The organism is Actinokineospora sp. (assembly GCF_052390155.1).
Classification (GTDB): Bacteria; Actinomycetota; Actinomycetes; order Mycobacteriales; family Pseudonocardiaceae; genus Actinokineospora.
The window spans coordinates 17,476-39,423 of record NZ_JBQTHF010000054.1; the positions used below are offsets into that span (position 1 = coordinate 17,476).

At 70.6% G+C, this 21,948-nt stretch carries 25 protein-coding genes; 15 read left to right on the forward strand and 10 right to left on the reverse strand.

Annotated elements, in window-relative coordinates:
• Positions 1-73: 73 nt before the first annotated feature.
• The 3 genes from ACT4N7_RS18560 to ACT4N7_RS18570 all read left to right on the forward strand — a co-directional run bounded on the left by ACT4N7_RS18560 (position 74) and on the right by ACT4N7_RS18570 (position 2,635).
• On the forward strand, positions 74-790 hold the full coding sequence (locus tag ACT4N7_RS18560; RefSeq protein ID WP_444830027.1) for a class I SAM-dependent methyltransferase: 717 nt from the start codon (positions 74-76) through the stop codon (positions 788-790).
• 105 nt (positions 791-895) lie between these two features.
• Entirely contained in the window at positions 896-1,549 is a 654-nt protein-coding gene (locus tag ACT4N7_RS18565; RefSeq protein WP_444830028.1) for a 4'-phosphopantetheinyl transferase family protein, read from the forward strand.
• 57 nt (positions 1,550-1,606) lie between these two features.
• Positions 1,607-2,635, forward strand: a complete 1,029-nt coding sequence (locus ACT4N7_RS18570; protein WP_444830029.1) for an MBL fold metallo-hydrolase — start codon at positions 1,607-1,609, stop codon at positions 2,633-2,635.
• Positions 2,636-2,655: 20 nt separating this feature from the next.
• Here the strand turns inward: ACT4N7_RS18570 and ACT4N7_RS18575 are convergent, their stop codons facing one another.
• The 3 genes from ACT4N7_RS18575 to ACT4N7_RS18585 form a co-directional block, all read right to left on the reverse strand.
• Positions 2,656-3,183, reverse strand: coding sequence for a methylated-DNA--[protein]-cysteine S-methyltransferase (locus ACT4N7_RS18575; RefSeq protein WP_444830030.1), 528 nt, complete (start codon positions 3,181-3,183; stop codon positions 2,656-2,658).
• A gap of 75 nt (positions 3,184-3,258) precedes the next feature.
• Complete coding sequence (locus ACT4N7_RS18580) at positions 3,259-3,600, reverse strand: hypothetical protein (protein WP_444830031.1); 342 nt, start codon at positions 3,598-3,600, stop codon at positions 3,259-3,261.
• A gap of 314 nt (positions 3,601-3,914) precedes the next feature.
• Complete coding sequence (locus ACT4N7_RS18585; protein ID WP_444830032.1) at positions 3,915-4,577, reverse strand: hypothetical protein; 663 nt, start codon at positions 4,575-4,577, stop codon at positions 3,915-3,917.
• 136 nt (positions 4,578-4,713) lie between these two features.
• On the opposite strand from ACT4N7_RS18585, the gene ACT4N7_RS18590 reads away from it, so the two are divergent.
• Positions 4,714-5,640: a cobalamin-binding protein gene (locus ACT4N7_RS18590; RefSeq protein WP_444830033.1), complete on the forward strand. Its 927-nt coding sequence runs from the start codon at positions 4,714-4,716 to the stop codon at positions 5,638-5,640.
• Here ACT4N7_RS18590 and ACT4N7_RS18595 read toward each other — a convergent pair.
• The 4 genes from ACT4N7_RS18595 to ACT4N7_RS18610 form a co-directional block, all read right to left on the reverse strand.
• Entirely contained in the window at positions 5,615-6,061 is a 447-nt protein-coding gene (locus tag ACT4N7_RS18595; protein ID WP_444830034.1) for a rhodanese-like domain-containing protein, read from the reverse strand. The two genes, ACT4N7_RS18590 and ACT4N7_RS18595, sit on opposite strands and share 26 nt — an antisense overlap.
• 75 nt (positions 6,062-6,136) lie before the next feature.
• Positions 6,137-7,183, reverse strand: a complete 1,047-nt coding sequence (locus ACT4N7_RS18600; protein ID WP_444830035.1) for a hypothetical protein — start codon at positions 7,181-7,183, stop codon at positions 6,137-6,139.
• Positions 7,184-7,206: 23 nt separating this feature from the next.
• On the reverse strand, positions 7,207-8,844 hold the full coding sequence (locus tag ACT4N7_RS18605; RefSeq protein ID WP_444830036.1) for an alkaline phosphatase D family protein: 1,638 nt from the start codon (positions 8,842-8,844) through the stop codon (positions 7,207-7,209).
• 20 nt (positions 8,845-8,864) lie between these two features.
• Complete coding sequence (locus ACT4N7_RS18610) at positions 8,865-10,121, reverse strand: DUF2252 domain-containing protein (protein WP_444830073.1); 1,257 nt, start codon at positions 10,119-10,121, stop codon at positions 8,865-8,867.
• 204 nt (positions 10,122-10,325) lie between these two features.
• Here ACT4N7_RS18610 and ACT4N7_RS18615 point away from each other — a divergent pair, with 204 nt between their 5' ends.
• A complete protein-coding gene (locus tag ACT4N7_RS18615; RefSeq protein WP_444830037.1) occupies positions 10,326-11,090 on the forward strand; it encodes a bestrophin-like domain in 765 nt (254 codons plus the stop codon).
• On the forward strand, positions 11,087-12,301 hold the full coding sequence (locus ACT4N7_RS18620) for a DUF6923 family protein (RefSeq protein ID WP_444830038.1): 1,215 nt from the start codon (positions 11,087-11,089) through the stop codon (positions 12,299-12,301). Before ACT4N7_RS18615 ends, ACT4N7_RS18620 begins: the two co-directional genes overlap by 4 nt.
• Before the next feature lie 62 nt (positions 12,302-12,363).
• Here the strand turns inward: ACT4N7_RS18620 and ACT4N7_RS18625 are convergent, their stop codons facing one another.
• Complete coding sequence (locus tag ACT4N7_RS18625; RefSeq protein WP_444830039.1) at positions 12,364-12,561, reverse strand: DUF397 domain-containing protein; 198 nt, start codon at positions 12,559-12,561, stop codon at positions 12,364-12,366.
• A gap of 22 nt (positions 12,562-12,583) precedes the next feature.
• The gene (locus tag ACT4N7_RS18630) at positions 12,584-13,447 is read right to left on the reverse strand and encodes a helix-turn-helix domain-containing protein (RefSeq protein ID WP_444830040.1); all 864 of its coding nucleotides are present in this window, start codon (positions 13,445-13,447) and stop codon (positions 12,584-12,586) included.
• 490 nt (positions 13,448-13,937) lie between these two features.
• Here ACT4N7_RS18630 and ACT4N7_RS18635 point away from each other — a divergent pair, with 490 nt between their 5' ends.
• From ACT4N7_RS18635 to ACT4N7_RS18665, 7 genes are all read left to right on the forward strand, one after another.
• Positions 13,938-14,270: a hypothetical protein gene (locus ACT4N7_RS18635; RefSeq protein ID WP_444830041.1), complete on the forward strand. Its 333-nt coding sequence runs from the start codon at positions 13,938-13,940 to the stop codon at positions 14,268-14,270.
• The gene (locus ACT4N7_RS18640) at positions 14,267-14,638 is read left to right on the forward strand and encodes a hypothetical protein (protein ID WP_444830042.1); all 372 of its coding nucleotides are present in this window, start codon (positions 14,267-14,269) and stop codon (positions 14,636-14,638) included. Before ACT4N7_RS18635 ends, ACT4N7_RS18640 begins: the two co-directional genes overlap by 4 nt.
• 199 nt (positions 14,639-14,837) lie before the next feature.
• The gene (locus tag ACT4N7_RS18645) at positions 14,838-15,230 is read left to right on the forward strand and encodes a hypothetical protein (protein ID WP_444830043.1); all 393 of its coding nucleotides are present in this window, start codon (positions 14,838-14,840) and stop codon (positions 15,228-15,230) included.
• Positions 15,231-15,467: 237 nt separating this feature from the next.
• Positions 15,468-16,145 (forward strand): hypothetical protein, encoded by a 678-nt coding sequence (locus ACT4N7_RS18650; RefSeq protein WP_444830044.1) that lies wholly within the window; start codon positions 15,468-15,470, stop codon positions 16,143-16,145.
• Positions 16,123-17,586, forward strand: a complete 1,464-nt coding sequence (locus tag ACT4N7_RS18655; protein ID WP_444830045.1) for a B12-binding domain-containing radical SAM protein — start codon at positions 16,123-16,125, stop codon at positions 17,584-17,586. The genes ACT4N7_RS18650 and ACT4N7_RS18655 overlap by 23 nt, the downstream gene beginning before the upstream one ends.
• Entirely contained in the window at positions 17,583-18,224 is a 642-nt protein-coding gene (gene tmk / locus ACT4N7_RS18660) for a dTMP kinase (protein WP_444830046.1), read from the forward strand. Before ACT4N7_RS18655 ends, tmk begins: the two co-directional genes overlap by 4 nt.
• Before the next feature lie 44 nt (positions 18,225-18,268).
• Positions 18,269-18,727 carry an NUDIX hydrolase gene (locus ACT4N7_RS18665; RefSeq protein WP_444830047.1) on the forward strand — a complete coding sequence of 153 codons (459 nt, stop codon included), beginning with the start codon at positions 18,269-18,271 and terminating at the stop codon, positions 18,725-18,727.
• Positions 18,728-18,782: 55 nt separating this feature from the next.
• On the opposite strand, the gene ACT4N7_RS18670 is transcribed toward ACT4N7_RS18665, so the two are convergent.
• Entirely contained in the window at positions 18,783-18,950 is a 168-nt protein-coding gene (locus ACT4N7_RS18670) for a hypothetical protein (protein ID WP_444830077.1), read from the reverse strand.
• A gap of 469 nt (positions 18,951-19,419) precedes the next feature.
• On the opposite strand from ACT4N7_RS18670, the gene edd reads away from it, so the two are divergent.
• On the forward strand, positions 19,420-21,288 hold the full coding sequence (gene edd / locus ACT4N7_RS18675) for a phosphogluconate dehydratase (RefSeq protein WP_444830048.1): 1,869 nt from the start codon (positions 19,420-19,422) through the stop codon (positions 21,286-21,288).
• Complete coding sequence (gene eda, locus ACT4N7_RS18680) at positions 21,285-21,905, forward strand: bifunctional 4-hydroxy-2-oxoglutarate aldolase/2-dehydro-3-deoxy-phosphogluconate aldolase (protein ID WP_444830049.1); 621 nt, start codon at positions 21,285-21,287, stop codon at positions 21,903-21,905. The genes edd and eda overlap by 4 nt, the downstream gene beginning before the upstream one ends.
• Positions 21,906-21,948: the final 43 nt, after the last annotated feature.

The following is a 21,948-nucleotide window of genomic DNA, read 5'->3' on the forward strand; positions in this document are numbered from 1 at the left end:
GATCAAGTACTTGTCATCGTTGCGGTTGAGCCGTAAACCAAGCAGCCACTAGCGGGCTAACGGTGGAGGAGTTATGGACCAACCGGTGAACTCGAACTGGCAGCGCTTCTGGCACGACCTGCCGCAGGAGCGCGGACTGCCGATCTGGGACAGCGAGGGCAGCGTCACCGCGACCGCCCACCTGCCCTGGTTCCAACCGCACTTCGCCGATGGCCTGCCGGTGCTCGACGTCGGCTGCGGCAACGGCACCCAGACCGCGGCCCTGACCACCCACTACGACCGGGTGATCGGCCTCGACTTCGCCCCCGCGGCGATCGAGCACGCCCGCGCCCTGCTCGCGGACACCCCCGCCGAGTTCCGCCGGTTCGACCTCGGCGACACCGCCGCCGCCCGCGACCTGCACGCCGAACTCGGCGACGCCAACATCTACATGCGTGGCGTGCTGCACCAGATGCCCGACGAGCTGCGCGCCGCCGCGGCCGCCTCGCTCGCGGTCCTGATCGGCGGGACCGGCCACCTGTTCGCCGTCGAACTCGCGCCCGCGGCGGCGGACACCATCCAGTCGGCGCTGGCCCAGAGCGCCGACGCCGTGCCGAAGATGCAGCGGGTCTTCAAGTACGGCCTCACCCCGGCCGCCTGGCAGGACGGGAAGCTGGAGTCGGTGCTCGACGCGGCCGGGATCGAGATCGTCGAGCACGGCAGCACCATCCTGCACAGCACCGACTTCGTGCCCAGCGGCGCGACCCTGGACCTGCCGATGAACTACGTGGTGGCCAGAACCAAACGGTGAGGACGCCCGGGGAACCGCGCTCCGCGGTTCCCCGGTCCATGATCCCGGACACCACCCCGGCCGCGGTTCCGGGCCGCCGGTTAGGGTCGACGCCATGGGGCACCGATGATCGAGCGCATCCTGCCTGCCGCCGTCGCCGCGGTCGAGGCCACCGACGACCCGCCGGATGCCGTGCTGCTGCCGGCGGAAGTGGCGGTGGTGGCCAAGGCCGTCGACAAGCGCAAGCGGGAGTTCACCACCGTCCGGCACTGCGCCCGCCAGGCCCTCGCGCGCCTGGGCAGGCCGCCCGCGCCGATTCTGCCCGGGGAGCGCGGCGCGCCGCAGTGGCCGCACGGCATCGTCGGCAGCATGACGCACTGCGCGGGCTACCGGGCCGCCGTGCTGGCCCTGGACTCCGAGATCGTCACGGTCGGCATCGACGCCGAGCCGCACGTGCCCCTGCCCGACGGCGTGCTGGACGCGGTGAGCGACCCCGACGAGCGCCGCGCAATTGCCGCCATGGCCGCCGCGCACCCGGACACGCACTGGGACAAACTTCTGTTCGCCGCCAAGGAAAGCGTCTACAAGGCGTGGTTCCCGCTGACCCACAAGTGGCTCGGCTTCGAGGACGCGCACGTCCGCTTCGCGTCGGACGGCACGTTCACGGCGCGGCTGCTGGTGCCGGGGCCGGTGGTGGCGGGCGCGGCGCTGGAGGGGTTCTCCGGCCGGTGGCTGGTCGAGGACGGCATCGTCGTCGCGGCCATCGCGATCACCACCTGAGCGCTTGCTACTGTGCGGTCTGGGATGTTGCGTACGGCAACCAACCAGGAGGCGACGATGTCGGCAGGCGCTGGCCAGTGGACCGAGCCAGGGGCGTTCGAGGTGGCGCCCGGCGTGCACCGGATCCCCTTGCCGCTGCCCAATGACGGGTTGCGCGCGGTCAACGTCTACGCGATCGCGGCGGACGGCGGCCTGGTGCTGGTCGACTCCGGGTGGGCGCTGCGCGCGGCCCGCGACGTGCTGGAATCGGCGCTCGGCTCGATCGGGTACGACTTCGGCGACGTCCGGCGCTTCCTCATCACCCACGTGCACCGCGACCACTACACGATGGCCGTCGAGCTGCGGCGGATGTTCGGCGCCCGGATCGCGCTGGGCATCGGCGAACAGCCGAGCCTGGAGCGGGTGATCGCGGGCGAGACGCACCGGCAGTTCGCCGACCTGACCCGCTGGGGTGCCGCCGACCTGTACGGACAGCTCGGGGGCCTGTTCAGCGCGGCCGAGACGGCGGCCGCCGTGCGCGACTTCGAACTCCCCGACGAGTGGATTCCCGGCACACAGGACATCGGTGTCGGTGACCGGGTGCTGCGCGCGGTGCCCACCCCCGGCCACACGCGCGGGCACGTGGTGTTCGCCGACGTCTCGGCGTCGCTGCTGTTCGCGGGCGACCACGTGCTGCCGCACATCACCCCGTCGATCGGCTTCGAGCCCATGCGCGCCGAACTGCCCCTCGGTGACTACCTGGACTCGCTGCGGCTCATGCGCACCCTGCCCGACCTGCGCCTGCTGCCCGCGCACGGCCCGGTGTCCGACAGCGTGCACACCCGCGTCGACGAACTGCTGGTCCACCACGCGGACCGGCTCGCCGAGACCGCCGCGGCGGTGCGCGATGGCGCGGGCACGGCGTTCGAGGTGGCGCGCAAGCTCGGCTGGACCCGGCGGGCGCGCCGGTTCGACGACCTCGACCTGTTCAACCAGGTGCTGGCGGTGGGCGAGACGGCGGCGCACCTGGACGTGCTGGTGGTCCGGGGCGAACTCAAGGCGTCCACTGTGGATGGTGTGACGGAGTATCTGTCGATTCCGGCCTGAGGTGTCCGCTGTGGACAGTGTCAGAACAGGCTCGGCTGGCCGCCGGGGGCGGCGTCCTCGATGGTGAGCATGCGCAGCTTCGTCGCCGCGCCGCCGCCTGCCGAGAACCCGCCGATCTTGCCGCCCGCGCCGAGAATCCGGTGGCACGGCACGACAATCGGGTACGGGTTGCGCCCCAGCGCCTGGCCGACCGCCTGCGCCGACCCCGGCGCGCCCAGCTTGGTCGCCACCTCGCCGTAGGTTAGCGTCCGGCCGGGCGGGATGGCGCGGGCGATGGCGTAGACCCGTTGGTGGAACTCGGGTACGCCGGTCGGGTCCAGCTCGATGTCGGCCAGATCGTCGCGCTCGCCGCGCAACAGGGCCGTCATCCGCTTGATGGCCACCCGCACGGACTCTGGCGGCTCGGCCTCGGCCGCGCCGGGCGCCAACCGGGCCACGGTGGCCGCGTCGTCGCGTTCCGGGAGTTGGACGGCGGTGATGCCGCGCGGTCCCCAGGCCACGCCGCAGCGCCCGATCTCGGTGTCGAACAAGGAATATCCCGCGGCCACGGGTCCATCCTCCCACGCAGATCCCCGCACCGGGCCAGTGCCCGATGCGGGGACCCTCGCGCTCGCCGCCCCGCGTCAGGCGTCGAGGAGCTGGTTGAGGAATGAGCGGTAGCGGCGCAGCGCCACCCGCAGATCCTCGGTCTCGACCTCGGCCCCGCTGCGCCACTGGCCTTCCAGGTCGCGCTTGTGGTCGGCGAAGGTCGCCGCGAGCGTCTGCATCACCTCGGCCACCAGGTGGTCGGCGCCCTGCACGGCTTCCTGCGGGTCGTCGACGAAGTTGGTCTGGATGGTCTGCCACTGACCGCGGAAGCGGGTGACCTCGTCGGAGGTGAACAGCTCCGCGGCGGTGTCGTCGGACGGGCGCGAGTCCGTTGGGGGAGCGGCGTGCGTCCGCGCGGCCATGGCATCTGTCGACACAGCGTCTGTTGGCACGGTGTCGGTCGGCGCAGTATCTGCGCGCGCTCCGTCTGTGCGTGCGGTGTCCGTCGGCGCGGACTTGTCGCGGTCGCCCGGGGTGCGCTGGTCGGGGTCGACCGCGGGTGTGCTCGCCTGGGTGGCGCGGGGGACCGGGGCGCCCGCGCGGGCCGCGTCCGGTACGAGGTCGGCGGTGTTGAGCCGCTTCTCGGTGCGTTCAGTCGGTCGGTTCTCGGTCGGACGGTCGGTGGGTAGCTGTTCGGTGGGGCGGTTTTCGGTGCCGGGTTGCACGGGAGTGCCTTCCGTGGGGTGAAGGGTCAGCGCGGGGTGTGGTCGGCCGCCGGGCCGTTCTGGTCCGCACTGCGGTGATCGGCGTTGCGGTGATCTGCGCCGCGGTGTTCGGTGCCGCGGTGTTCGGTGCCGCGGTTCGCGGTGCCGTTGTGCGCCTGCGGGTGTCCGAGCAGGTCTTCGAACAGCGCGCGGTAGCGCACCATCGCCTCGCGCAGTTCCTCTGTGGACACCTGGCTCTGGCCATGTCGACTGCGGATGTCGTGCGCGGCCCGGTAGTGGTCCAAAGTGGACGCGTGCTCGACGGAAAGCACCGCCACCCGCTGCTCGTAGTCGCCGTCGGTGGGGTAGCCGCGCTCGCCCATCAGCACCGTGACGAGCCGGTCGGCCTCCTCGACCGCGGGGCCGGGTCGGTCGACGAACTGCTCCTGTACCAGCGCCCACTGTTGGGTGTAGCGCTCGCGGGTGGTCGTGGACAGCGGCTTGATGTCCAACTGGGAGTGTTGCTTCTCGCGGTCGGCCAGTTCGCGTTCGGCCGCGCGGCGAGGCTGTTCGCGCACGGTTCTGTCGTACTCGGAGCCGAATTGTTCCCGCAGATGCTTGCGCCGAAGCTGGGCCTTGGCCAGCACTGCGAGGACCACCACGACGATGGCAACTCCGACGATGACGCCGATGATCGCACCTGTCGACATTGAAGTCTCCTTCCAGGGCAGGGAAATCGGGGTCGGATGCCTGGTGGTTACCCGTGCGGACAAAAGGTGAAACCGAGTCGGGCGGTCATTGGGCCATTGAGCCCAATGACCGCCGCGCGTCGACTACGCTCCGGTGGTGCGCATAGTCTCGCTGTTACCGGCGGCCACGGATCTGGTGGCGATGCTCGGCCGTGCCGCGGACCTGGTCGGCCGGACCCACGAGTGCGACTGGCCTGCCGCGGCCGTCGCGGGTGTTCCCGTGGTCACCGGCAGCGACATCGAACACGACCGGATGAGCAGCCGGGAGATTTCCGCCGCGGTCGGCGGCGCGGCGCACCGCGGCTCGTCACTGTACACAGTGGACACCGAGCGGCTGGCCGCGCTGCGGCCGGACCTGGTGCTCACCCAAGACCTGTGCGCCGTCTGCGCCGTGTCCTACCGGCAGGTGTCCGACGCGGTCCGCGTGCTGGACGCGGACACCCGCGTGCTCAGCCTGGAGCCGCGCACCCTGGCCGACGTGCTCGACACGGTGCGCACGGTCGGCGCCGTGCTGGGCGTGCCCGCCGCCGGGATCGTCGCCGACCTGTCGGCCAGGGTGGACCGGGTGCGGGCGGCGGTCGCGGACCGGCCGCGGCCGCGCGTGCTGGCACTCGAATGGCTCGACCCGGCCTGGCCCGCGGGTCACTGGGTGCCCGACCAGATCGCCGCCGCAGGGGGAGTTTCGTTGCTCGCGGAGTCCGGCGAGCACACCCGTAGCGTCGAGTGGGATGCCGTGGTGGCCGCCGCGCCGGAGGTGATTCTGTTGCTGCCGTGCGGTTTCCCGCCCGCGCGGACCCTGGTCGAGTTGGCGGCGTTGACCGACCGTCCGCAGTGGACGGACCTGCCCGCGGTGCGCGACGGGCGGGTGTGGGTGCTCGACGGTCCGGCGTACTTCAACCGCCCCGGCCCCCGCGTGGTCCGCGGCGTCGAGGTGTTGGCCCATGTGCTGCACGGGATCGGCACGGTCACCGACGACGAGGCAAAACCTGTCGACGGGTTCAGCAGCCGCAGGCCGGGGCCGTGAGCGGGTCGACGTGGTTGTCCGCGCGGCCCGCCGCCGTGTCGACGGGGAAGCCCTCGCGCACCCAGTACTCGTAGCCGCCGATCATCTCCTTCACCCGGTAGCCGAGCCGCGCGAACTCCAGCGCGGCCCGGGTGGCGCCATTGCAGCCGGGGCCCCAGCAGTAGGTGACGACCGTCGCCGACGTCGGAACCACATCGCGCGCCTGGCAGGCGATGAGGGCTGTCGGCAGATGCACGGCGCCGGGCAGGTGGCCTTGGTCCCACGCCTGCGTCGACCGCGAGTCGACCACCACCAGGCCGGCGACCCCGGCGGCGAGGTCGGCCTGGACATCACTGACATCCGCCTCGAACGTCAGACGGGCGGCGAAGTGGGCGGCGGCCTCGGCGGGCGGCGCCGCCGGGATGCGGAGAACCGTTGTCATGCGGCCCATCCTGCGGCCGCCCGCCCGCGCCGAGAAGTGGCGGTGACGCCGTTGTTCGTCAATATCCTGCCAAGGTCACCCGGGGTAGTGCTCGACCGCCAAGTAGGGGTGCAGCACCTCGGTGCCGCGCGGCAGGAACCACTCGTCGAAGTCCAGGCCGGGGGTGCCGAGCAGGTCGATCTCGTCCTCGCCCGAGTCGGTCTCCAGGTCGTAGAGCCGCTCGTGGTCGCGGTCGGCGAACACGTGCTCGTCGAACGCGGCGAAGATGTCCTTGAGCGGCAGCTCGTCGGTCAGGCCCGCGAGGTCGAGCTGGACGACCGCCTCGGCCTTGAGCACGTGCAGCGCAAGCGCTTCCGCGGTGCACAGCGGCGGCGTCCAGCCGGGCTGGGCGAGCCGGTAGCCCAGGATCGAGGCGACCACCAGGAACTGCTTGGCGAACAGCGCGCCGTAGTGATCGGCGTAGCGCAGCGGAAGCTGGTTGAGCACGCTGAGCGCCTCCAGCTCACTGGCCGCGGACTCGGCGTCCTCCAGCTCCTGCACGTCGGCGAACAGCTCGTCGGTGAGGATCTCCACGCCCTGGACCAGGGCGCCCGCCACCAGCCGCGCGGCCAGCGCCGACACCGCGCACTCGGGGTCGTCGGCGACGTGGCCGAACGCCGCCGGGCCGAAGGCGCGCAGCGCGTCCGCGGAGACCAGCAGTTCGTCGCGCAGGGCGGCGACCTCCTCGGCGGACAGCTCGTCCTCGTCGTCCTCGTCCTCCGCCGTGTCCGCGCCGCTGAGCGCCTTCTCCAGCTCGTCGTCGGTGGCGATGACCTCGCAGCGGCCCACCGTCCAGCCGGGCAGCAGGTCGGTCTGCGCGAGTAGGTCGGTGAGCACGTGCCGGGCCGCCTCCTCGGCGAACGCCAGCCCCGGCGCGTCCAGCAGCCAGGTGATGACCGCGCCCTTGGGGTGCACGGCGACCCGGTGGTCCAGCGGCTCCACCTCGACCCCGTCTGGACCCTCGATGCCCGCGAGCAGGTCGAGCTGTTCGTCGAGCAGGGCGGCTACCCCGTGCCGCTGCAGCGGATCGAGTTCGGGGACGTCCTTGCCGGGGGACACGTCGGCGGTGAGCTGGTATTCCACGCCGCGGATTCTAGGGTGACGGCCTAGGGCCGCGGCTCGTCGGTCAGTGCGAGGGGCGGCATCGGCCGCAGGTAGGGGCCGTCCTGGCCGCTGTCCGCGCACTCGATCACCAGCTCGGCGGCCCGTCCGCGCACCTTCAGCGTCGCCACCGCGTTGCCGAAGTACGGGCCCGCCACCTTCGACCAGTCGACCGGCAGTGGCTCGATCCGCGGCGACCGGAACATCCACCGCCGCAGCACACCCGCCAGCGGTCGCCACCAGGCGAGCCGGAACAGCGGCCGCATGTACCGCTCGACGCTGTTGTGCACCGGGGAGCAGGTGAGCTGGTACACCCGGGCGCGCACCGGCCGGTCGAACGTCGCCTCCGCCGCGTACACGTGGTGCACGTCGCCCGACAGGACGCACACGGTCGACGCGGAGCCCTCCGCGATGCGCCGGATGAGTCGGGTCAGCCGGTCGTAGGACTGCCGGAACGACGGCCAGTGCTCCAGGTCCGCGGTCTGGCGCAGCTTCTCCGCGAGCCGCCCGCGCCAGTCGGTCCGCCTGCACGCGACCTCGTTCATCGACTGCACGTGGCTGATCACGTGCGGCATCAGCCACGGCAGCGACGAGCCGATCAGCAGGTGGTCGTAGTCGCCGTCGGCGTTGGTCTCGATCCACTCGAACTCGCTGTCGCCGACCATGGACCGCTTGCCGTCCTTGAGGATTCGGCCCGAGCGGGTGTCGATCACCAGCAGCCGCACGTTGCCGAAGTCGCGCCGGTAGCTCCACCGGGTGCCCTTGTGCCCGTTGACCTCTTGGGCCGCCGCGTCGGCGAACTCGCGCAGCACCCCCGCGGCGTCGCCGTCGCGGCCCGCGGCCAGTACGGCGGCGTAGGTCTTGTCCTCGTCCAGTTCGGGCGGCGCCAGGTTGCCGATGTGCTGGTAGACCCAGTACGACGCCAGTGCCCCGCGCTCCCGGTTCGCCCACCAGGAGGTGCGCTCGATGTCGTCGCGCCAGGTCTGCGAGGTGTTCCAGTCGTCGCGCACGTCGTGGTCGTCGAAGATCATCGAGGTGGGCACAGTGGAGAACAGCCAGCGCACCAGCGGGGTCGACCAGGACTCGTGGTAGAGCCGGACGTACTCCTCGAAGTCGGCGACCTCCTGGCCAGGCGGCTCGTCGAGGCTGCGCCGCCCGGAGAGCCACTCGATCGTGGCCTTGCTGGTCTCGTCCGCGTACACCTGGTCACCGAGCAGCATCAGCGCGTCGGGCCACTCCCGCTCGGGCTGTGTGCCCATCCGCACCGCGTACGCGGCGAGCGCGTCGGTGCCCCACTGCTTGCGCTCCTGCCGGTCCTCGCTCTCGGGCTTGCGGCACGAGCCGAACACCAGCAGGAAGTCGTGGTCGCCGCCATCGGGCAGCGTGCGGATGCGGCTCGGCGGCAGGTCGGACCCTGGCTCGGGCCACCTCGCCGCGCCGTCGAGCCGGACCTCGTACTCGGTCACCGTCGCGGGCTCCAGCCCGGTCAGCGCGACCAGCGCGTAGTGGTGGCCCGACACCTGGAATGTCGGCGTCGAGCGGCCCGCGACCTCGACCGTGCACGCGGTGTCGGTCTCCACCCACACCGTGGCCGATCGCGCGTCGACGTGCCGTAAGAGCGGCCCCAGTACCAATTCAGCCATCGGACCTCTCTCGGGTTCGCTCAACCGGTGGTCGCGTCGACCCCGCGGATCTCGCCGCCGCGGAACGCGTCGACGAACCGGCGGTGGTCCTGCCGGGTCTGCTCGGCGTAGCGCAGGGCGAACTCGACGATAGACCCGACGAACTCGTCCTCGCGCCCGCCGATCGCCGCGGCGATGGCCTCCTCGCTCTGGAACTCGACCAGGGTCTGCTCCGAGTCCGAATCGGACACACAGTGCGCCTTGGCCGTCGCGCGGCCCAAATAGCCCAGCACGGGCAGCAGGTCGGCGGGCTCGGTCAGCTCCGACCAGTCCAGATCGGTCGTGTAGGGCGACAGTTCGGCGACCACGAACCCGGTGCCGTCCAGGTCGGTGTAGCCCAGCCACGGGTCGGCGTGGGCCTGCAGCGCGCGCTGCGAGACCGCGGTGCGGTGGCCGTGGTGGTGGAAGTACTTGCGGATGCTCTCGTCGGCCACGATCCGGCTCGGCGCGGCCACGCTGGCCTGCTTCATCGACAGCACCACGTCGTTCTCCAGCGCCTGGGTGCGCCCCTCGACCAGCACGTTGTACGCGGGCAGGCCCGCCGAGCCGATGCCGAACCCGCTGCGCCCGACCACGTCCTTGACCCGGTAGGACAGGCTGCTGCTGGCGCGCTTGCCGCTGGGGATGGTGTCGAGGTAGGTCTCGAACGCCCGCTCCACCCTGGCCCGTTCGTCGGCGTCGAGCGCGCGGACGCCGGGGCCGATTCGGAAGGCGCGGTCGAAGTCGCGCACGGTGGTGACCTCGTCGAGCAGGCCAACCCGGGTGGCCAGCCGGGCGCGCAGCAGGACGTCGTGCAGCACGCCCTCGGTGCTGTCCAGTCGCAGGTCGACCTTCTCGTCGTCGGGGTTCTCCGCGAACGCGCGCACCTGCTTGACGTAGGCCACCACGTAGGTGCGGACCAGTTCGGTGATCGCGTCGTCGGGCAGCGCCTTCGTCCAGCCCATCAGCGCCATGCTCGCGGCGAAGCGGCGCACGTCCCAGGTGAAGCAGCCCAGGTACGCCTCGTCGAAGTCGTTGACGTCGAAGACCAGCGAGCCCTCGGAGTCCATGTAGGTGCCGAAGTTCTCCGCGTGCAGGTCGCCCTGGATCCACACCCGGCTGGTCCGTTCGTCGGCCCACTCGTCGGGTTCCTCGGCCATGTCGGCGTAGAACAGGCACGCGCTGCCCCGGTAGAAGGCGAACGGCTCGGCGGCCATCTTCCGAAACTTGTGCCGGAAGGCCGCCGGGTCGGCCGCCATCAGGTCGGCGAAGGCGTCCTCCAGCACGGCCACGATGCGCGCTCGGCGTTCGGCGGTCACACGGTCTCCTCTCGTCGGGTGCCGAAGATAGCCCCGATCGAGGCGCGGCGGTCACACGATCGAGTTGTCCGGTCACCCGGCATGGGCGTGTCGCCGATCTTTACGGGATATTGGTGCCGTTTTGCCGCGCTGGGAAGGGAAGAAATGAACATCTACGTCACCGGTCTCCTCTGGGTAGTCGGTGCGGCCGTGGTCGCCGCCGCGGTCGCCTACCTGATCCGCCGCATCGGCGAGACCGAGGGCACGGTGTCGAACAACGAGGCCGCGGGCCAAGTGTTCACCATTGTCGGCGGCCTGCACGCGGTGCTGCTGGCGTTCGTGCTGATCTCCCTGTTCGACGCGGTGAGCGCCGCCGAGGACGGCTCCTACCGCGAGGCGGACGGCCTTGTCGCGGCCTCCTGGGCGGCCGAGTCGCTGCCCGAGCCCGCCCGCACCGAGGTGCGCGACCTGTCCGCGTCGTACGCGAGCACCGTCGCCGACGACGAGTGGCCGCTGATGCGGGAGGGCAGCGGCGACGTGGCCGACCAGGGGTGGGCCGAACTCGACCAGCTCCGCGCCGCCGTGAGCCGGGCGCAGGCGACCGACGAGTGGCAGAACAGCCAGAAGACCGAGGCGGCCGAGAAGCTGCTGGAGGTCTACCAGGCGCGCCAGGAGCGGCTCAACACCGCGGGCAGCGACGGCGTCAGCACCGTGGTGTGGTTCGCGCTGATCGCGGGCAGCGTCATGTCGATCTCGCTGCCGCTGCTGTTCGGCGGGCCGCGCCCGGTGACGCACATCATCATCGTCTCGATCCTCGCGGGCACCCTGTCGCTGCTGCTGTTCGCCACCAGCCAGCTCCAGAACCCGTACGCGGGCGGCGCGATGGTCGGGCCCGACGCGTTCGAGTCGGTCCTGGCCCGGCTCCGATGAACCGACGTCTCGCCCTGGCCGCCACGGGCGTCGTCTGCGTGCTCCTCGCGGGCGGCGCGGTGCTCGCGGGCGGGGAGGGCGAGGCGGCGCCCGTGCCCGTGCCGCCGGTCGACTGCGAGTTCCTGCGCGTGCACAGCGTCGGCCACGACGGCCTGTCCGTGCTGACCAGGATTCGCCTGTCCGACCGCACCGAGGTGCGGGTGCGCACCCTGGACCACCATGTCAACGCGATCGGCTACGCCCGCCGCGGCGACCTGGTGTTCGGCCTGTCCACCCGCGACCGCACCCGCTGGTTCGCCGACGGCGCGCACGTGGTCACCCTCGGCCGCGACGGCACCCTCGCCGACCTCGGCCCGGTGCGCCGCGTCGGCCCGGTCCCGGTGCCGCGCGACGGCCTGGCCGACGCCACCGCGGGCGCCGTCGATGGCGACCTGCTGCACCTGCGCGCGGGCCGCACGCTCTACAGCGTCGACGTCAACCCGCGCAGCCGCACGTATCTCGGGCTGGTCAACGCCGTGCCGCTGTGGCCTGCCGAGCTGGCCCGCACGGTCGACGACTTCGACCTCCGCCCGGCCGATGGTCTGCTCTACGGCGTCACCACGCACGTGCCGTACTACGGCCGCGTCGTGCGGATCGACCCGCGCACCGGCCGGGTCGACCACGTGCCCGGCCCCAAGCTGCCCGGCGGCAGGCCCTACGGCGCCGCCGTCCTCGGCCCCGACGACGCCCTCTACGCCGCGGGCAACCGCACCGACGGCCGCAGCAGGCTGTTCCGGGTCGGCCTCACCCCCGCCGCGACGGTCACCCCGATCGCCGTCTGGCCCGCGGTCGACTCGTCCGACGCCGCCGGGTGCCTGCCCGCCCCGGTGCCCCCCGCGCCCGCGCCGCCGCCGGTGGTCCCGCCCGCGCCGGTGGTCCCGCCGCCCGTCCCCGCGCCGCCGCCCCCCGTGGCCCCGGTGGTTCCGGTCGTTCCGGTCGTTCCGGTGGTCCCGCCCGTGCCCATGATCCCGCCACCAGTTCCGCCGCCGCCCCCGGCTCCGCCCGCCCCGCCGCCCCCGGCTCCGTCCTTCCGCCCGCAGCCGCCGAGCGAGCCCAGGGCGGTCAGGGACCGGTCCGAGACGGAGAAGAAGCGCCGATGGGGCCTGACCGTGCTGATCCTGGTCCTCAGCGCAGGCGCGGCAGGCGCCGCGAGCCGCGGCAGACACCGGTAGCGGCCTGAGCAGGGCGGGGCTGTGCCGCGTAAGTCGGCACAGCCCCCGCGCTCTGCGGTGTCTCAGTGGGCGACTCTGCCGCCCTGCACTCCGTTGAGGAAGGGTCCGAACGCGGCCAGGTCGAATATGAGCATCGGGCCTGTCGGGTGCTTCGAGTCGCGGACAGCCCTTCCACAGTTGAGGTCCGCTACCTCGACGCAATTTTGATTGTTGGTGCTGCGGCTGGACCTCCGCCAGCGAACGGCGGCGCTGACATCCATGTTGATCGCTCCTTCGGGCGTCCTACGAGTAGTCGGCTGCCACGCGAAGCACGTAGTTCCGGGACTCCACCGGGTCAAGAGCCGCGCCGGTCAGCCGAGCCCACAAACTACTGTAAGCCTGGACCGAGTCGGTGTCGTCGAGATACCGGCCGTCGTGGACGTCTTCGAGGTAGACGAACTCCAACGGTCCCGACTTGCCCGGCGACGGAATGCGGAAGCTCGTGAAGGGTGAGGCAACCTCGCCGGGCTGGGTCCGAGCCCTGAACGGCAGCACCTGAATCTGAACGTTCGGCAGCTCTGCGACTCTCGCGATGTGCGCCAACTGCTCTCTCATGATCTCTGGACTTCCGGCCATCCGAAGCACGGCCGACTCAGAGAGGATGAACTCGACCTGTGGCGCATCGGGCTTCGTGAGTACCTCTTGGCGCGTCAGCTTGGCCTTGACTGCGTTCTCGACGTACTCGTCGACCTCGCGCGGGACGGCCATCGAGAACAGGGCACGGCTGTACGCCTCGGTTTGTAGTAGGCCGGGCGCTAGCTCGACCTGGTACTGCCGGATGACAGTGGAGTCCGCTTCGAGGTCGACCGCCATTCGAAAGTTCTTGGCGTACGTCGACCGGTAGCCGGTCCACCGGCCTCGCTGCTTGCAGTGTTTCGCGGTCTCGACTGCCCACGTGCGATCCGCCTCGGTGGCCGAGTAGCGGTCGAGCAGGACGACCACGTCAGAGGCGCGGACGCTGCTCTGTCCTCGCTCCAATCGGCTGAGCTTGGTTGCGGTGAAGTCGAGCAAGGGCGCTACGGCCTCGTTCAAGGTCAGGTCGTGGTCTTCGCGCATCCGCTTCAGCTCGTTGCCGAGCACAAGCTGGCTCCATGTCGGCGTCGGCATGTTGGTTACTTTGCCATGCCCTTCTCGTCGGGATCACGGCTAGTACGGTGATATGTCATCGTGGCAACGCAGCGTGACACATGCAATCATCCGATTGGACGACTTGCCACAGTGACATGTCACCGTAGGATTCCCTTGTTCATGGTAGTTCGCTTGCCATGGGTGCACACCCGCCCGGCAGCCGCAACGCCGGGCGCATGTCGAGCGTTCGGCGCCTCCGGGACTCCCGTCGACGCTCGACGGAGGGGACCGGCATAACCCGCGGGCCGTCCCCTCCCCAAGCCGCGGGACCGGGGGGCGCGCCCCCGACCGGTCACCGGTCCCGCAACCAACCCGCGGCAGGTGTGACGGGAGTTGCAATGCAAGTCACCGGTGGTGAGATCGCGGCCGTCGTTCTGGTTGGTCTGTGGTTTCTTTGGCGTCTGGGTAGATCGCTGTGGGCGACCTGGGAGGACGGCAACGCCGTCCGGCGTCGGAAAGCGGCGGGCCGATGACCGTCGATCCGGTGGTGTTGCGGCTGTCTGATGCCGGGTTCTCGGTGGTACCGATCTTGAACATGCACGGCGGCTATACCGGCCTGCTTGCGTGGCGTCGCGACGTGTTGGACCTGGTCATTGTTACGGCGTGGTCTGACGATTCGGCGTTCGGTGGCCGCGTACCTCGCGGCCGAGACTGGTCGCGCCCGTTCGCTCCGACCATTGGCGTCCGCTACGGTCCGGCGCCGTTCGCCGAGGTGGCCGACCGGTTGCTCCGTCCGCGTCACGGTCTCGTTGTCGAGCCCGAGGGCCTCGACTCCGCGCCGTTCGCCGAGGGGGCTCGGTGACTCCCGACGACGCCCTGCGGGCGCTCATGCGCAAGGGCTTCCGGTCGATGCCCGTGCCCGGTGAGGTCTTGGTTTTCACCTACGGGTGGGAAGAAGGATTCACCGACGTTGTTCAGGTCCGCGCCGAGAACGACGTCACTGCGGTTCGCTCGTCGGACCACGATGCCGGGGTCGACCTGTTCTCGGATGACGCCGTGGTGTGGAAGGCCGAGGGCGACCTCGTCGAGGCTGTCGCCGACTTGCTTGCGCTTCCGGCGCCTGGTGAGCCGGGCGCCCCGTCTCTCGTTATTCATGCGCCGAGCCGGTTGTGGACCCCGGCGGGTGGCTCTCCGGCGCGCACGCTGTCCGGTCCCATTCCATTTATTTGAGATTGCATAGCCAACGACATTATGAGCGATGATTCTCCGCCCGATGCTTGTACCTGTGACTACAGCGAGTCGACTCGTCGTAAGACGACTCGCGATGGTGAGGTTTTTGTTGGAAAGCTGGTGAGGGTCTCGACGGACCAGGATTGCCCGCTACACGGCTAGACGGCCGGTACCAATTCTTCGTTTTGGGAGGTTCTTCATGCTGGCAATGTTCGATTTCGGTTTCGCACTTGTGGTTATCGTCGTGCTCGTTCTCGGTGGCGCGGTCAGGTACTACTTGCGCCCCTCGCACGGTCAGCACGCCGACCCCCGCGGCGCGGCGACGACGGTCGCCTCGCTCGTCGCCCGGTCTCAGGCTGTCAGGTCTGCGGACCCGCCTCCTGTCCCGCGACCGGGCAACACGCACGGCCTGATGTGCGGCTACGACAACTCGCCGACCGAGACGTTCTTCGACCCGGAGTTACCAGACGCGCCCGCAATGATCCGCCCGTACCTCGACGATGCCGACCACCGGCGGGCGGCGCTTGCGCGGATGGCGGCGCGTCAGCCGACCGAGCGCCTGCAGCCTGTCGTCCTTGTCTCGGCGGCGTGAGTCGCCCGCTTGGGCTAGTCGGCCATCCGAACGTGTGGTGCCCGGCGCGTGCGCCCCCGCGGGAGAATGACCGGAAATCGCTGCCGCGGAAGGAACTCCATGCCCAACCTGTCGATGATGCTTGACCACCCCGCGTGGATGACGGCCGACGACGGTCGGGCGGCGCGCGCGTGCCGTGTCGGTGGCGCGGTCTTCTCGATCGTGTGCACCCCGCACGGGATCGGGCACGCCGTCGAGGTGGTTCGGGTCGCCGGTGATGGTCCGGCGCGGCCGGTCGTCGACGTCGTCGACCCGGCTACGGTGATCGCGCCCGGCGCGCTGGTCGACCCGTTGCGCGTCGACGGTCCGGTCGGAAGGCTGCGCAACCCGGATCTCTGGGAAGCGCTCGCGACGTCGATCGTGCGGCAGGTGATCAGGGCCGGGCAGGCGCGCAAGCTCTACCGCGGGTTCTGTCAGGCGCACGGCGAGCAGGTCGACACCGTGGCCGGTCCGGCGCCGCTGTTCCCGACGCCTGAGACCGTGCTCGCGCTGCCTGATGACGAGTTCGTGCGACTGGGTATGAAGTTCTTCCGCCGAGCACTGCGAGCCGGTGCCGAGGCGCACAACAAGTTCGGCGACGACTGGTCGACGCTCACGGCCGAGCGGCTCGTCGTGGAGCTACAGACCGTGCCGCGGATCGGCCCGTGGTCGGCCGGGGCGACGGTCGCCGACCTCACCAACGATTACAGGCTTTACCCGTACTCCGATCTGGCCGTGCGCACGTGGGCGGCGCGTCTCGCGCCGTCGATCGAGTGGGCCGAGGCTGAACGCGATTTCGCGAAACAATGGCGGTCGCTGATCGGAGACGGGTTGTCCGAGTTGACACTACTTACCCTTGCCTGGGGAGCCCGTCATGCAACCGGAGTCGCCATCTAGATACGTCGTCGGGGCTAATCCATCCCGCACCCTCGACGCGCTGTTCGTCAATGCACCATTGCGGGACTACAGCGAACGACCACGGGTCAACGACTTCACGTTGCCCGTGCTGGGAATGGCCTACATCGCAACCTATGCGGCCGAACGTGGTTTCAACGTCGGCGTGTTGGACGCCGAGGCGCTCGGCCTCGGCATCGACCAAACCGCGGCCATCACGAACGGCCTTGCGCCGAGGTGGGCAGGGTTCAACCTGCTGGCCCCCACCTACGAAGTCAGCGCCCGAATCGCCGCAGGGCTCGACCCCGGCATCCAGGTCATGCTCGGCGGGCACCAGGCGAAAGCGATGCCCGTCGAGATCCTGAACGATCCGCGCATGGCGCGCTGTGGGGCGCTGGTCATCGGTGAGGGCGAGACACGGGTCGCCCGCCTCCTCGACGACCACCACACCCGCGGTGAGCTTCCCGGCGTGATGTGGCTCGACCCGATCATGGGCACCCCAGTCACCGGCGGCCGTCCCGGCTCGTCGCACCATCTCGCCCCGGACATCGACGCGTTGCCGTTCGTCGACCGGCGGTACCTGGTTCAAGACCCGCACAACGACAACGGGCGCCGTGAAGCGAACATGGTCGGCGCCCGCGGCTGCCCGTATGACTGTTCGTTCTGTGGCGCCGCGGTGAGCGCGAACAAGGACGTCACGATCCGTACCCGCGACCCGTACAACATCATCGACGAGATGCACGAACTACGGCGCGGCGACGACGTCACGGCGTTCCGGTTCGTCGACGACCTGTTCCTCGGCGCCCGCCGGGTCATCCGCGACATGATGGCCGCGTTCAGCGTCGACAAGGTCGGCGAGTGGGCACAGTGGGACGCGACCGGCCGTATCAACGTGCTGAACCGGGAGGACGACGAGTCTCTCGACCGGCTCGCGGCGAACGGCCTGCGTGAGGTCGCGCTCGGCATCGAGTCCGGCAGCGAACGCATGTTGACCCTGATCGACAAGCGGATCACACCCGACATCGCTGTGTCGGTCGTGCGGCGGCTCGCCGAGCGCGGGATCAACGTCAAGGGCTATTTCATCCTCGGATTCCCGACCGAGACGCGCGAGGAAATCGACGCCACCGTACGACTCGTGCATGAGCTGTGGGAGACGACCGACGGCCTGCCCGGACGGTTCCGCGCCTCGGCGTTCGAGTACCGCCCGTACCCCGGTACCCCGGACTGGCACCGGCTCATGGCGACCGGGAAATACACCGCGGCGCAGCTTCTCAACTACAGCGCCGTTGACCTCACCTCCGACGGCGTCGACGAGTCGATGCGCGAGCGCGACGAGTTCAACTTCTCGGTGAACCTGCAACTGAGTGACGCGCCGATCAGCTACATCCGGTCGGCGCTCGTCGGGCTCGCCCGCGCACAATTCGAGCGGAAGGCGGCAGCATGATCGGCAAACACCGCGGATTACTGGTGACCTTGGACGGACCCGCCGGGGTCGGCAAATCCACCACGGCAAGCCACCTGTACCGCTACCTCGACTCGCTCGGCTACGACGTGCACGGCACCACCCAACCCTCGCGCGGCACGCTCGGCGAGATCGCCAGACACCACACCGAGACCTATCGCGGGCTCTCGCTGGCCTGCCTGGTCGCGGCCGATCGGTACGACCATCTCGGCGCCGACCTACGGCCCAACCGTGACGCCGGGCGCATCGTCATCTGTGATCGCTACGTGGCGTCTTCCTATGTGCTGCAACGTATCGACGGCGTGCCGCTCGACTTCGTCGCGGCCCTCAACTCGGCGGCCGACGTGCCCGACCTCGCCGTGTTGCTCACAGCCGACCCGGCGGTCGCCGCAGCGCGCGTCGTTCATCGGGGAGCCCATGACCGGTTTCACGACGGGATCGAGTCCACCGAACGTGAAATTGACCTGTACCGGGACACGGCCGAGCGACTCAGGGGCAAGGGGTGGCCCGTCGTCGGAATCGACACCACCAACACCCCACCCGCACAGGTCGCCCTCTACATCGCCGCGTGGATAACACACCTGGTGGATGAACCCGACGTCACCTCGGCGACGGCGTAGCCTGCCCGTGTCCCTCGACAACAACCGCACGGGGAATCCAGCGAATGTCTGACCGACACATCATCGACGTACACGTCTTGCTCGTGCGCGACGGTGAGCTACTGCTCATCGAACGTCGCGGCGCCTACGGCGGGGGTATGTGGCACCTTCCGTCCGGCAAGCTCGACGCGGGCGAATCGGTGCTCGCCGCGGCCGTGCGCGAGGCACGCGAGGAAGTCAGCGTGATCGTCGAACCGGGCGACCTGCGCCACGTGCACACCGTGCACGTCGCCGGTTCGGGGCCGGTGCCGCGGCTGGGCATGTTCTTCGAGGTGCGGAACTGGATCGGCGAGCCGGTCAACGCCGAGCCCGAGAAGTGCTCGGCCGTCGAGTGGTTCCCGGTCGACGCGCTGCCTGAGGACGTGATCCCGTACCCGCTCGCCGGAATCCGCGCCTACCTCGACGGCACCACGTTCGACGTGCTCGGCTGGGATGACCACGCACCCGTTCCCGCCATGGCGTAGCCCGCAACGCGCCGACGGCAACGCGCGATCAGGGTGCGGGGCGCCGTTCGTTGGATCACCGCGGCGGCGCGGCGGTCGGGTCGTAGTTGGGCGGTCGAGCCTCGGCGCGCAGTATGTCGGCCTCGGCCGGATTCCACTCGACGACGTACTCGCGGATGTCGAGCCCGGTCAACACCGCGACGTGCGCGCGGGACAGGCCGAGCGTGTCGAGCTGCTCAGACACCAGGCCCAGCAACAGTTTCTCCGCCCGGCGACGTGGCTCGACCCGGCTGAAGCGGCCCGGATCCGTCCTGGCAGCTCATCGAACATGGCCTGCCGGCGGGCAGGGTTTTCTGCGGCCCGCGGGCCGCAGATGATCTTGGGAAGTCCACACAACCGACCATGATCAACTGGCGGCAGTCCCCTCTCCGGCGCCCCCTCACCAACTCCGATCACGAAGTCCGGCTGGAGTACTAGCTGGAGTACTAACTACGCCTCGTAAGCGGCGTGTCAGCAGTGGGGCGCATGCTCGTGCCCGGTAGGAGTCGAGGCCGAGCAGGCGGTTTCGGGAGCTGAATCGATTTTGACAGCCCGCGCGGCCGCTCGGTAGCGTCGTCGGCGCCACGACCGGTGGATCGCCAGCGCAGTCGTTTCCCGGCACCTTCCTCGACCCGTTTCGGCCGACCGGAAGCGAGACCGGAGATGACCTCGACATGACGAGCGCGCCCGCCCCCCTGAATCCGGTGATCGCCGCGGTGACCGGGCGCATCGTCGCCCGCAGCGCCGCGAGCCGGTCCGCCTACCTCGCCAGGATGGTCGCGGCCGTCCCCCCGACGACGATGCGCGCCGGGCTCGGCTGCAGCAACCTCGCGCACGGGTTCGCCGCCTGCGAGGGCCCCGACCGGTTCGCGGTCAAGAGCGCCGCCAAGCCGGGTGTGGCGATCGTGTCCGCGTACAACGACATGCTCTCCGCGCACCAGCCGTTGCAGGAGTTCCCGGCGTGGCTCAAGGATTCGGTGCGCGCGGCGGGCGGGGTGGCGCAGTTCGCGGGCGGCGTGCCCGCCATGTGCGACGGGATCACGCAGGGCCGCGCTGGCATGGAGTTGTCGCTGTTCAGCCGCGAGGTCATCGCGATGGCCACCGGCATCGCCCTCGCGCACGACATGTTCGACGCCACGCTGCTGCTCGGCGTCTGTGACAAGATCGTCCCCGGGCTGCTCATCGGCGCGCTCGCCTTCGGCCACCTGCCGACCATCCTGGTGCCCGCGGGCCCGATGGCGTCCGGCCTGCCCAACGGCGAGAAAGCCCGTGTGCGCCAAGCGTTCGCGGAGGGCAAGGCCGACCGCGAGGACCTGCTGGCCGCCGAGTCCGCGTCCTACCACTCGCCGGGCACCTGCACCTTCTACGGCACCGCGAACTCCAACCAGCTCGTGGTCGAGGTGATGGGCCTGCACCTGCCGGGCGCGAGCTTCGTGCCGCCGGGCACCCCGCTGCGCCGCGCGCTTACCGAGGCCGCGGGCCGCCGCGCGGTCGAGATCACGGCCGACTACACGCCGATCTCGCGGGTGGTCGACGAGCGCGCGGTCGTCAACGGGGTCGTCGCGCTGCTGGCCACGGGCGGCTCCACGAACCACACGCTGCACCTGGTCGCGATCGCCGCCGCCGCGGGCGTCCAGCTCACCTGGGACGACTTCGCCGACCTGTCCGCGGCGGTCCCGCTGCTCGCCCGGATCTACCCGAACGGCACCGCCGACATCAACCACTTCGCCGCCGCGGGCGGCGTGCAGTTCCTCATCGGGGAGCTGCTCGACGCCGGCCTGCTGCACGCCGACGTGTCCACTGTGGCCGGTCACGGGCTCGACCGTTACCGGCAGGAACCCGTGCTGGACAACGGAGTCCTGGTCTGGCGCGACGGTCTGTCCCGCTCGGCCGACCTGGACGTGCTGCGCCCGGTCGCCGCCCCGTTCGCCGCCGACGGCGGCCTGCGGATGCTCGCGGGCAACCTCGGCCGCGCGGTGATCAAGGTGTCCGCGGTCGCCGAGCGGCACCGCGTGGTCGAGGCGCCCGCGCGCGTGTTCACCACCCAGGAGGCCGTCGCGGCGGCGTTCCAGGCGGGCGAACTCGACCGCGACGTGGTGATCGTGCTGCGCCAGCAGGGGCCGCGCGCCAACGGCATGCCCGAGCTGCACTCGCTGACGCCCGCTCTGAGCGCGGTGATGAGCCGCGGCCACCAGGTCGCGCTGGTCACCGACGGCCGGATGTCCGGCGCGTCCGGCAAGATCCCGGCCGCCATCCACTGCACCCCCGAGGCCGCCGCGGGCGGCCCGATCGCGCTCATCCGCGACGGCGACCCGATCCGCCTCGACGCCACCGCGGGCCGGGTGGAGGTGTTGGTGGACGCGGACATCCTGGCCGCGCGGGTGCCGGTCGACGCCCCGCACGACGACGGCGCGTGGACCGGAACCGGCCGCGAGCTGTTCGCCGCGCTGCGCCGCTCGGTCGGCCCAGCCGACCATGGCGCCACCGTTTTCGGCCCGGCCTTCGCCGACGCCGACCTGGACGAGTTGGAGTACTCGGCATGACCAGTCTGCTGGACCTCTCGCCGGTCGTTCCGGTCGTGGTGATCGGCGAGGTCGAGCACGCCGTGCCGCTGGCGGAGGCGCTGCTGCGCGGCGGAATCGGCATCATCGAGGTCACCCTGCGCACTCCCGAGGCGCTGGCGGCGATCCGGCGTATCGCGGCCGAGGTGCCGGACACGGTGGTCGGCGCGGGTACCGTCACCGCGCCCGAGCATGCGAAGGCCGCTCTCGCCGCGGGCGCGCGGTTTCTGGTCACGCCCGGCAGCACCGACGCGGTGCTCGATGCCGCCGCCGACACCGGGCTGCCCGTGCTGCCCGGCGCGGCCACCGTGTCCGAGGCGATGCGGCTGGCCGAGCGCGGGTACACGGAGCTGAAGTTCTTTCCGGCCGAGGCCGCGGGCGGCGTGCCGTACCTGAAGTCCATCGGCGGCCCGCTGCCCGGCCTGCGGTTCTGCCCGACCGGCGGCATCACCCAGGCCACCGCCCCCGGCTACCTGGCGCTGCCGAACGTCGGTTGTGTCGGCGGGAGCTGGCTCGCCCCGGCCGACGCGCTCGCCGCGGGCGACTACGCCGAGATCGAACGCCTGGCCAAGGAGTCCGCCGCCCTTCGCTTGCCCTGATCTGCTCGAAGTTGCATCATTAGATGGACAAAGTTGCAGATAT

Bases quoted from the DNA above. Each gene is read 5' to 3' on its own strand.
- ACT4N7_RS18560 (WP_444830027.1), top strand. From the start codon at position 74: ATGGACCAACCGGTGAACTCGAACTGGCAGCGCTTCTGGCACGACCTG.
- ACT4N7_RS18565 (WP_444830028.1), top strand. From the start codon at position 896: ATGATCGAGCGCATCCTGCCTGCCGCCGTCGCCGCGGTCGAGGCCACC.
- ACT4N7_RS18570 (WP_444830029.1), top strand. From the start codon at position 1,607: ATGTCGGCAGGCGCTGGCCAGTGGACCGAGCCAGGGGCGTTCGAGGTG.
- ACT4N7_RS18585 (WP_444830032.1), bottom strand. From the start codon at position 4,577: ATGTCGACAGGTGCGATCATCGGCGTCATCGTCGGAGTTGCCATCGTC.
- ACT4N7_RS18595 (WP_444830034.1), bottom strand. From the start codon at position 6,061: ATGACAACGGTTCTCCGCATCCCGGCGGCGCCGCCCGCCGAGGCCGCC.
- ACT4N7_RS18605 (WP_444830036.1), bottom strand. From the start codon at position 8,844: ATGGCTGAATTGGTACTGGGGCCGCTCTTACGGCACGTCGACGCGCGA.
- ACT4N7_RS18610 (WP_444830073.1), bottom strand. From the start codon at position 10,121: ATGGCGGCCGACCCGGCGGCCTTCCGGCACAAGTTTCGGAAGATGGCC.
- ACT4N7_RS18615 (WP_444830037.1), top strand. From the start codon at position 10,326: ATGAACATCTACGTCACCGGTCTCCTCTGGGTAGTCGGTGCGGCCGTG.
- ACT4N7_RS18620 (WP_444830038.1), top strand. From the start codon at position 11,087: ATGAACCGACGTCTCGCCCTGGCCGCCACGGGCGTCGTCTGCGTGCTC.
- ACT4N7_RS18625 (WP_444830039.1), bottom strand. From the start codon at position 12,561: ATGGATGTCAGCGCCGCCGTTCGCTGGCGGAGGTCCAGCCGCAGCACC.
- ACT4N7_RS18630 (WP_444830040.1), bottom strand. From the start codon at position 13,447: ATGCCGACGCCGACATGGAGCCAGCTTGTGCTCGGCAACGAGCTGAAG.
- ACT4N7_RS18635 (WP_444830041.1), top strand. From the start codon at position 13,938: ATGACCGTCGATCCGGTGGTGTTGCGGCTGTCTGATGCCGGGTTCTCG.
- ACT4N7_RS18645 (WP_444830043.1), top strand. From the start codon at position 14,838: ATGCTGGCAATGTTCGATTTCGGTTTCGCACTTGTGGTTATCGTCGTG.
- ACT4N7_RS18655 (WP_444830045.1), top strand. From the start codon at position 16,123: ATGCAACCGGAGTCGCCATCTAGATACGTCGTCGGGGCTAATCCATCC.
- tmk (WP_444830046.1), top strand. From the start codon at position 17,583: ATGATCGGCAAACACCGCGGATTACTGGTGACCTTGGACGGACCCGCC.
- ACT4N7_RS18665 (WP_444830047.1), top strand. From the start codon at position 18,269: ATGTCTGACCGACACATCATCGACGTACACGTCTTGCTCGTGCGCGAC.
- edd (WP_444830048.1), top strand. From the start codon at position 19,420: ATGACGAGCGCGCCCGCCCCCCTGAATCCGGTGATCGCCGCGGTGACC.
- eda (WP_444830049.1), top strand. From the start codon at position 21,285: ATGACCAGTCTGCTGGACCTCTCGCCGGTCGTTCCGGTCGTGGTGATC.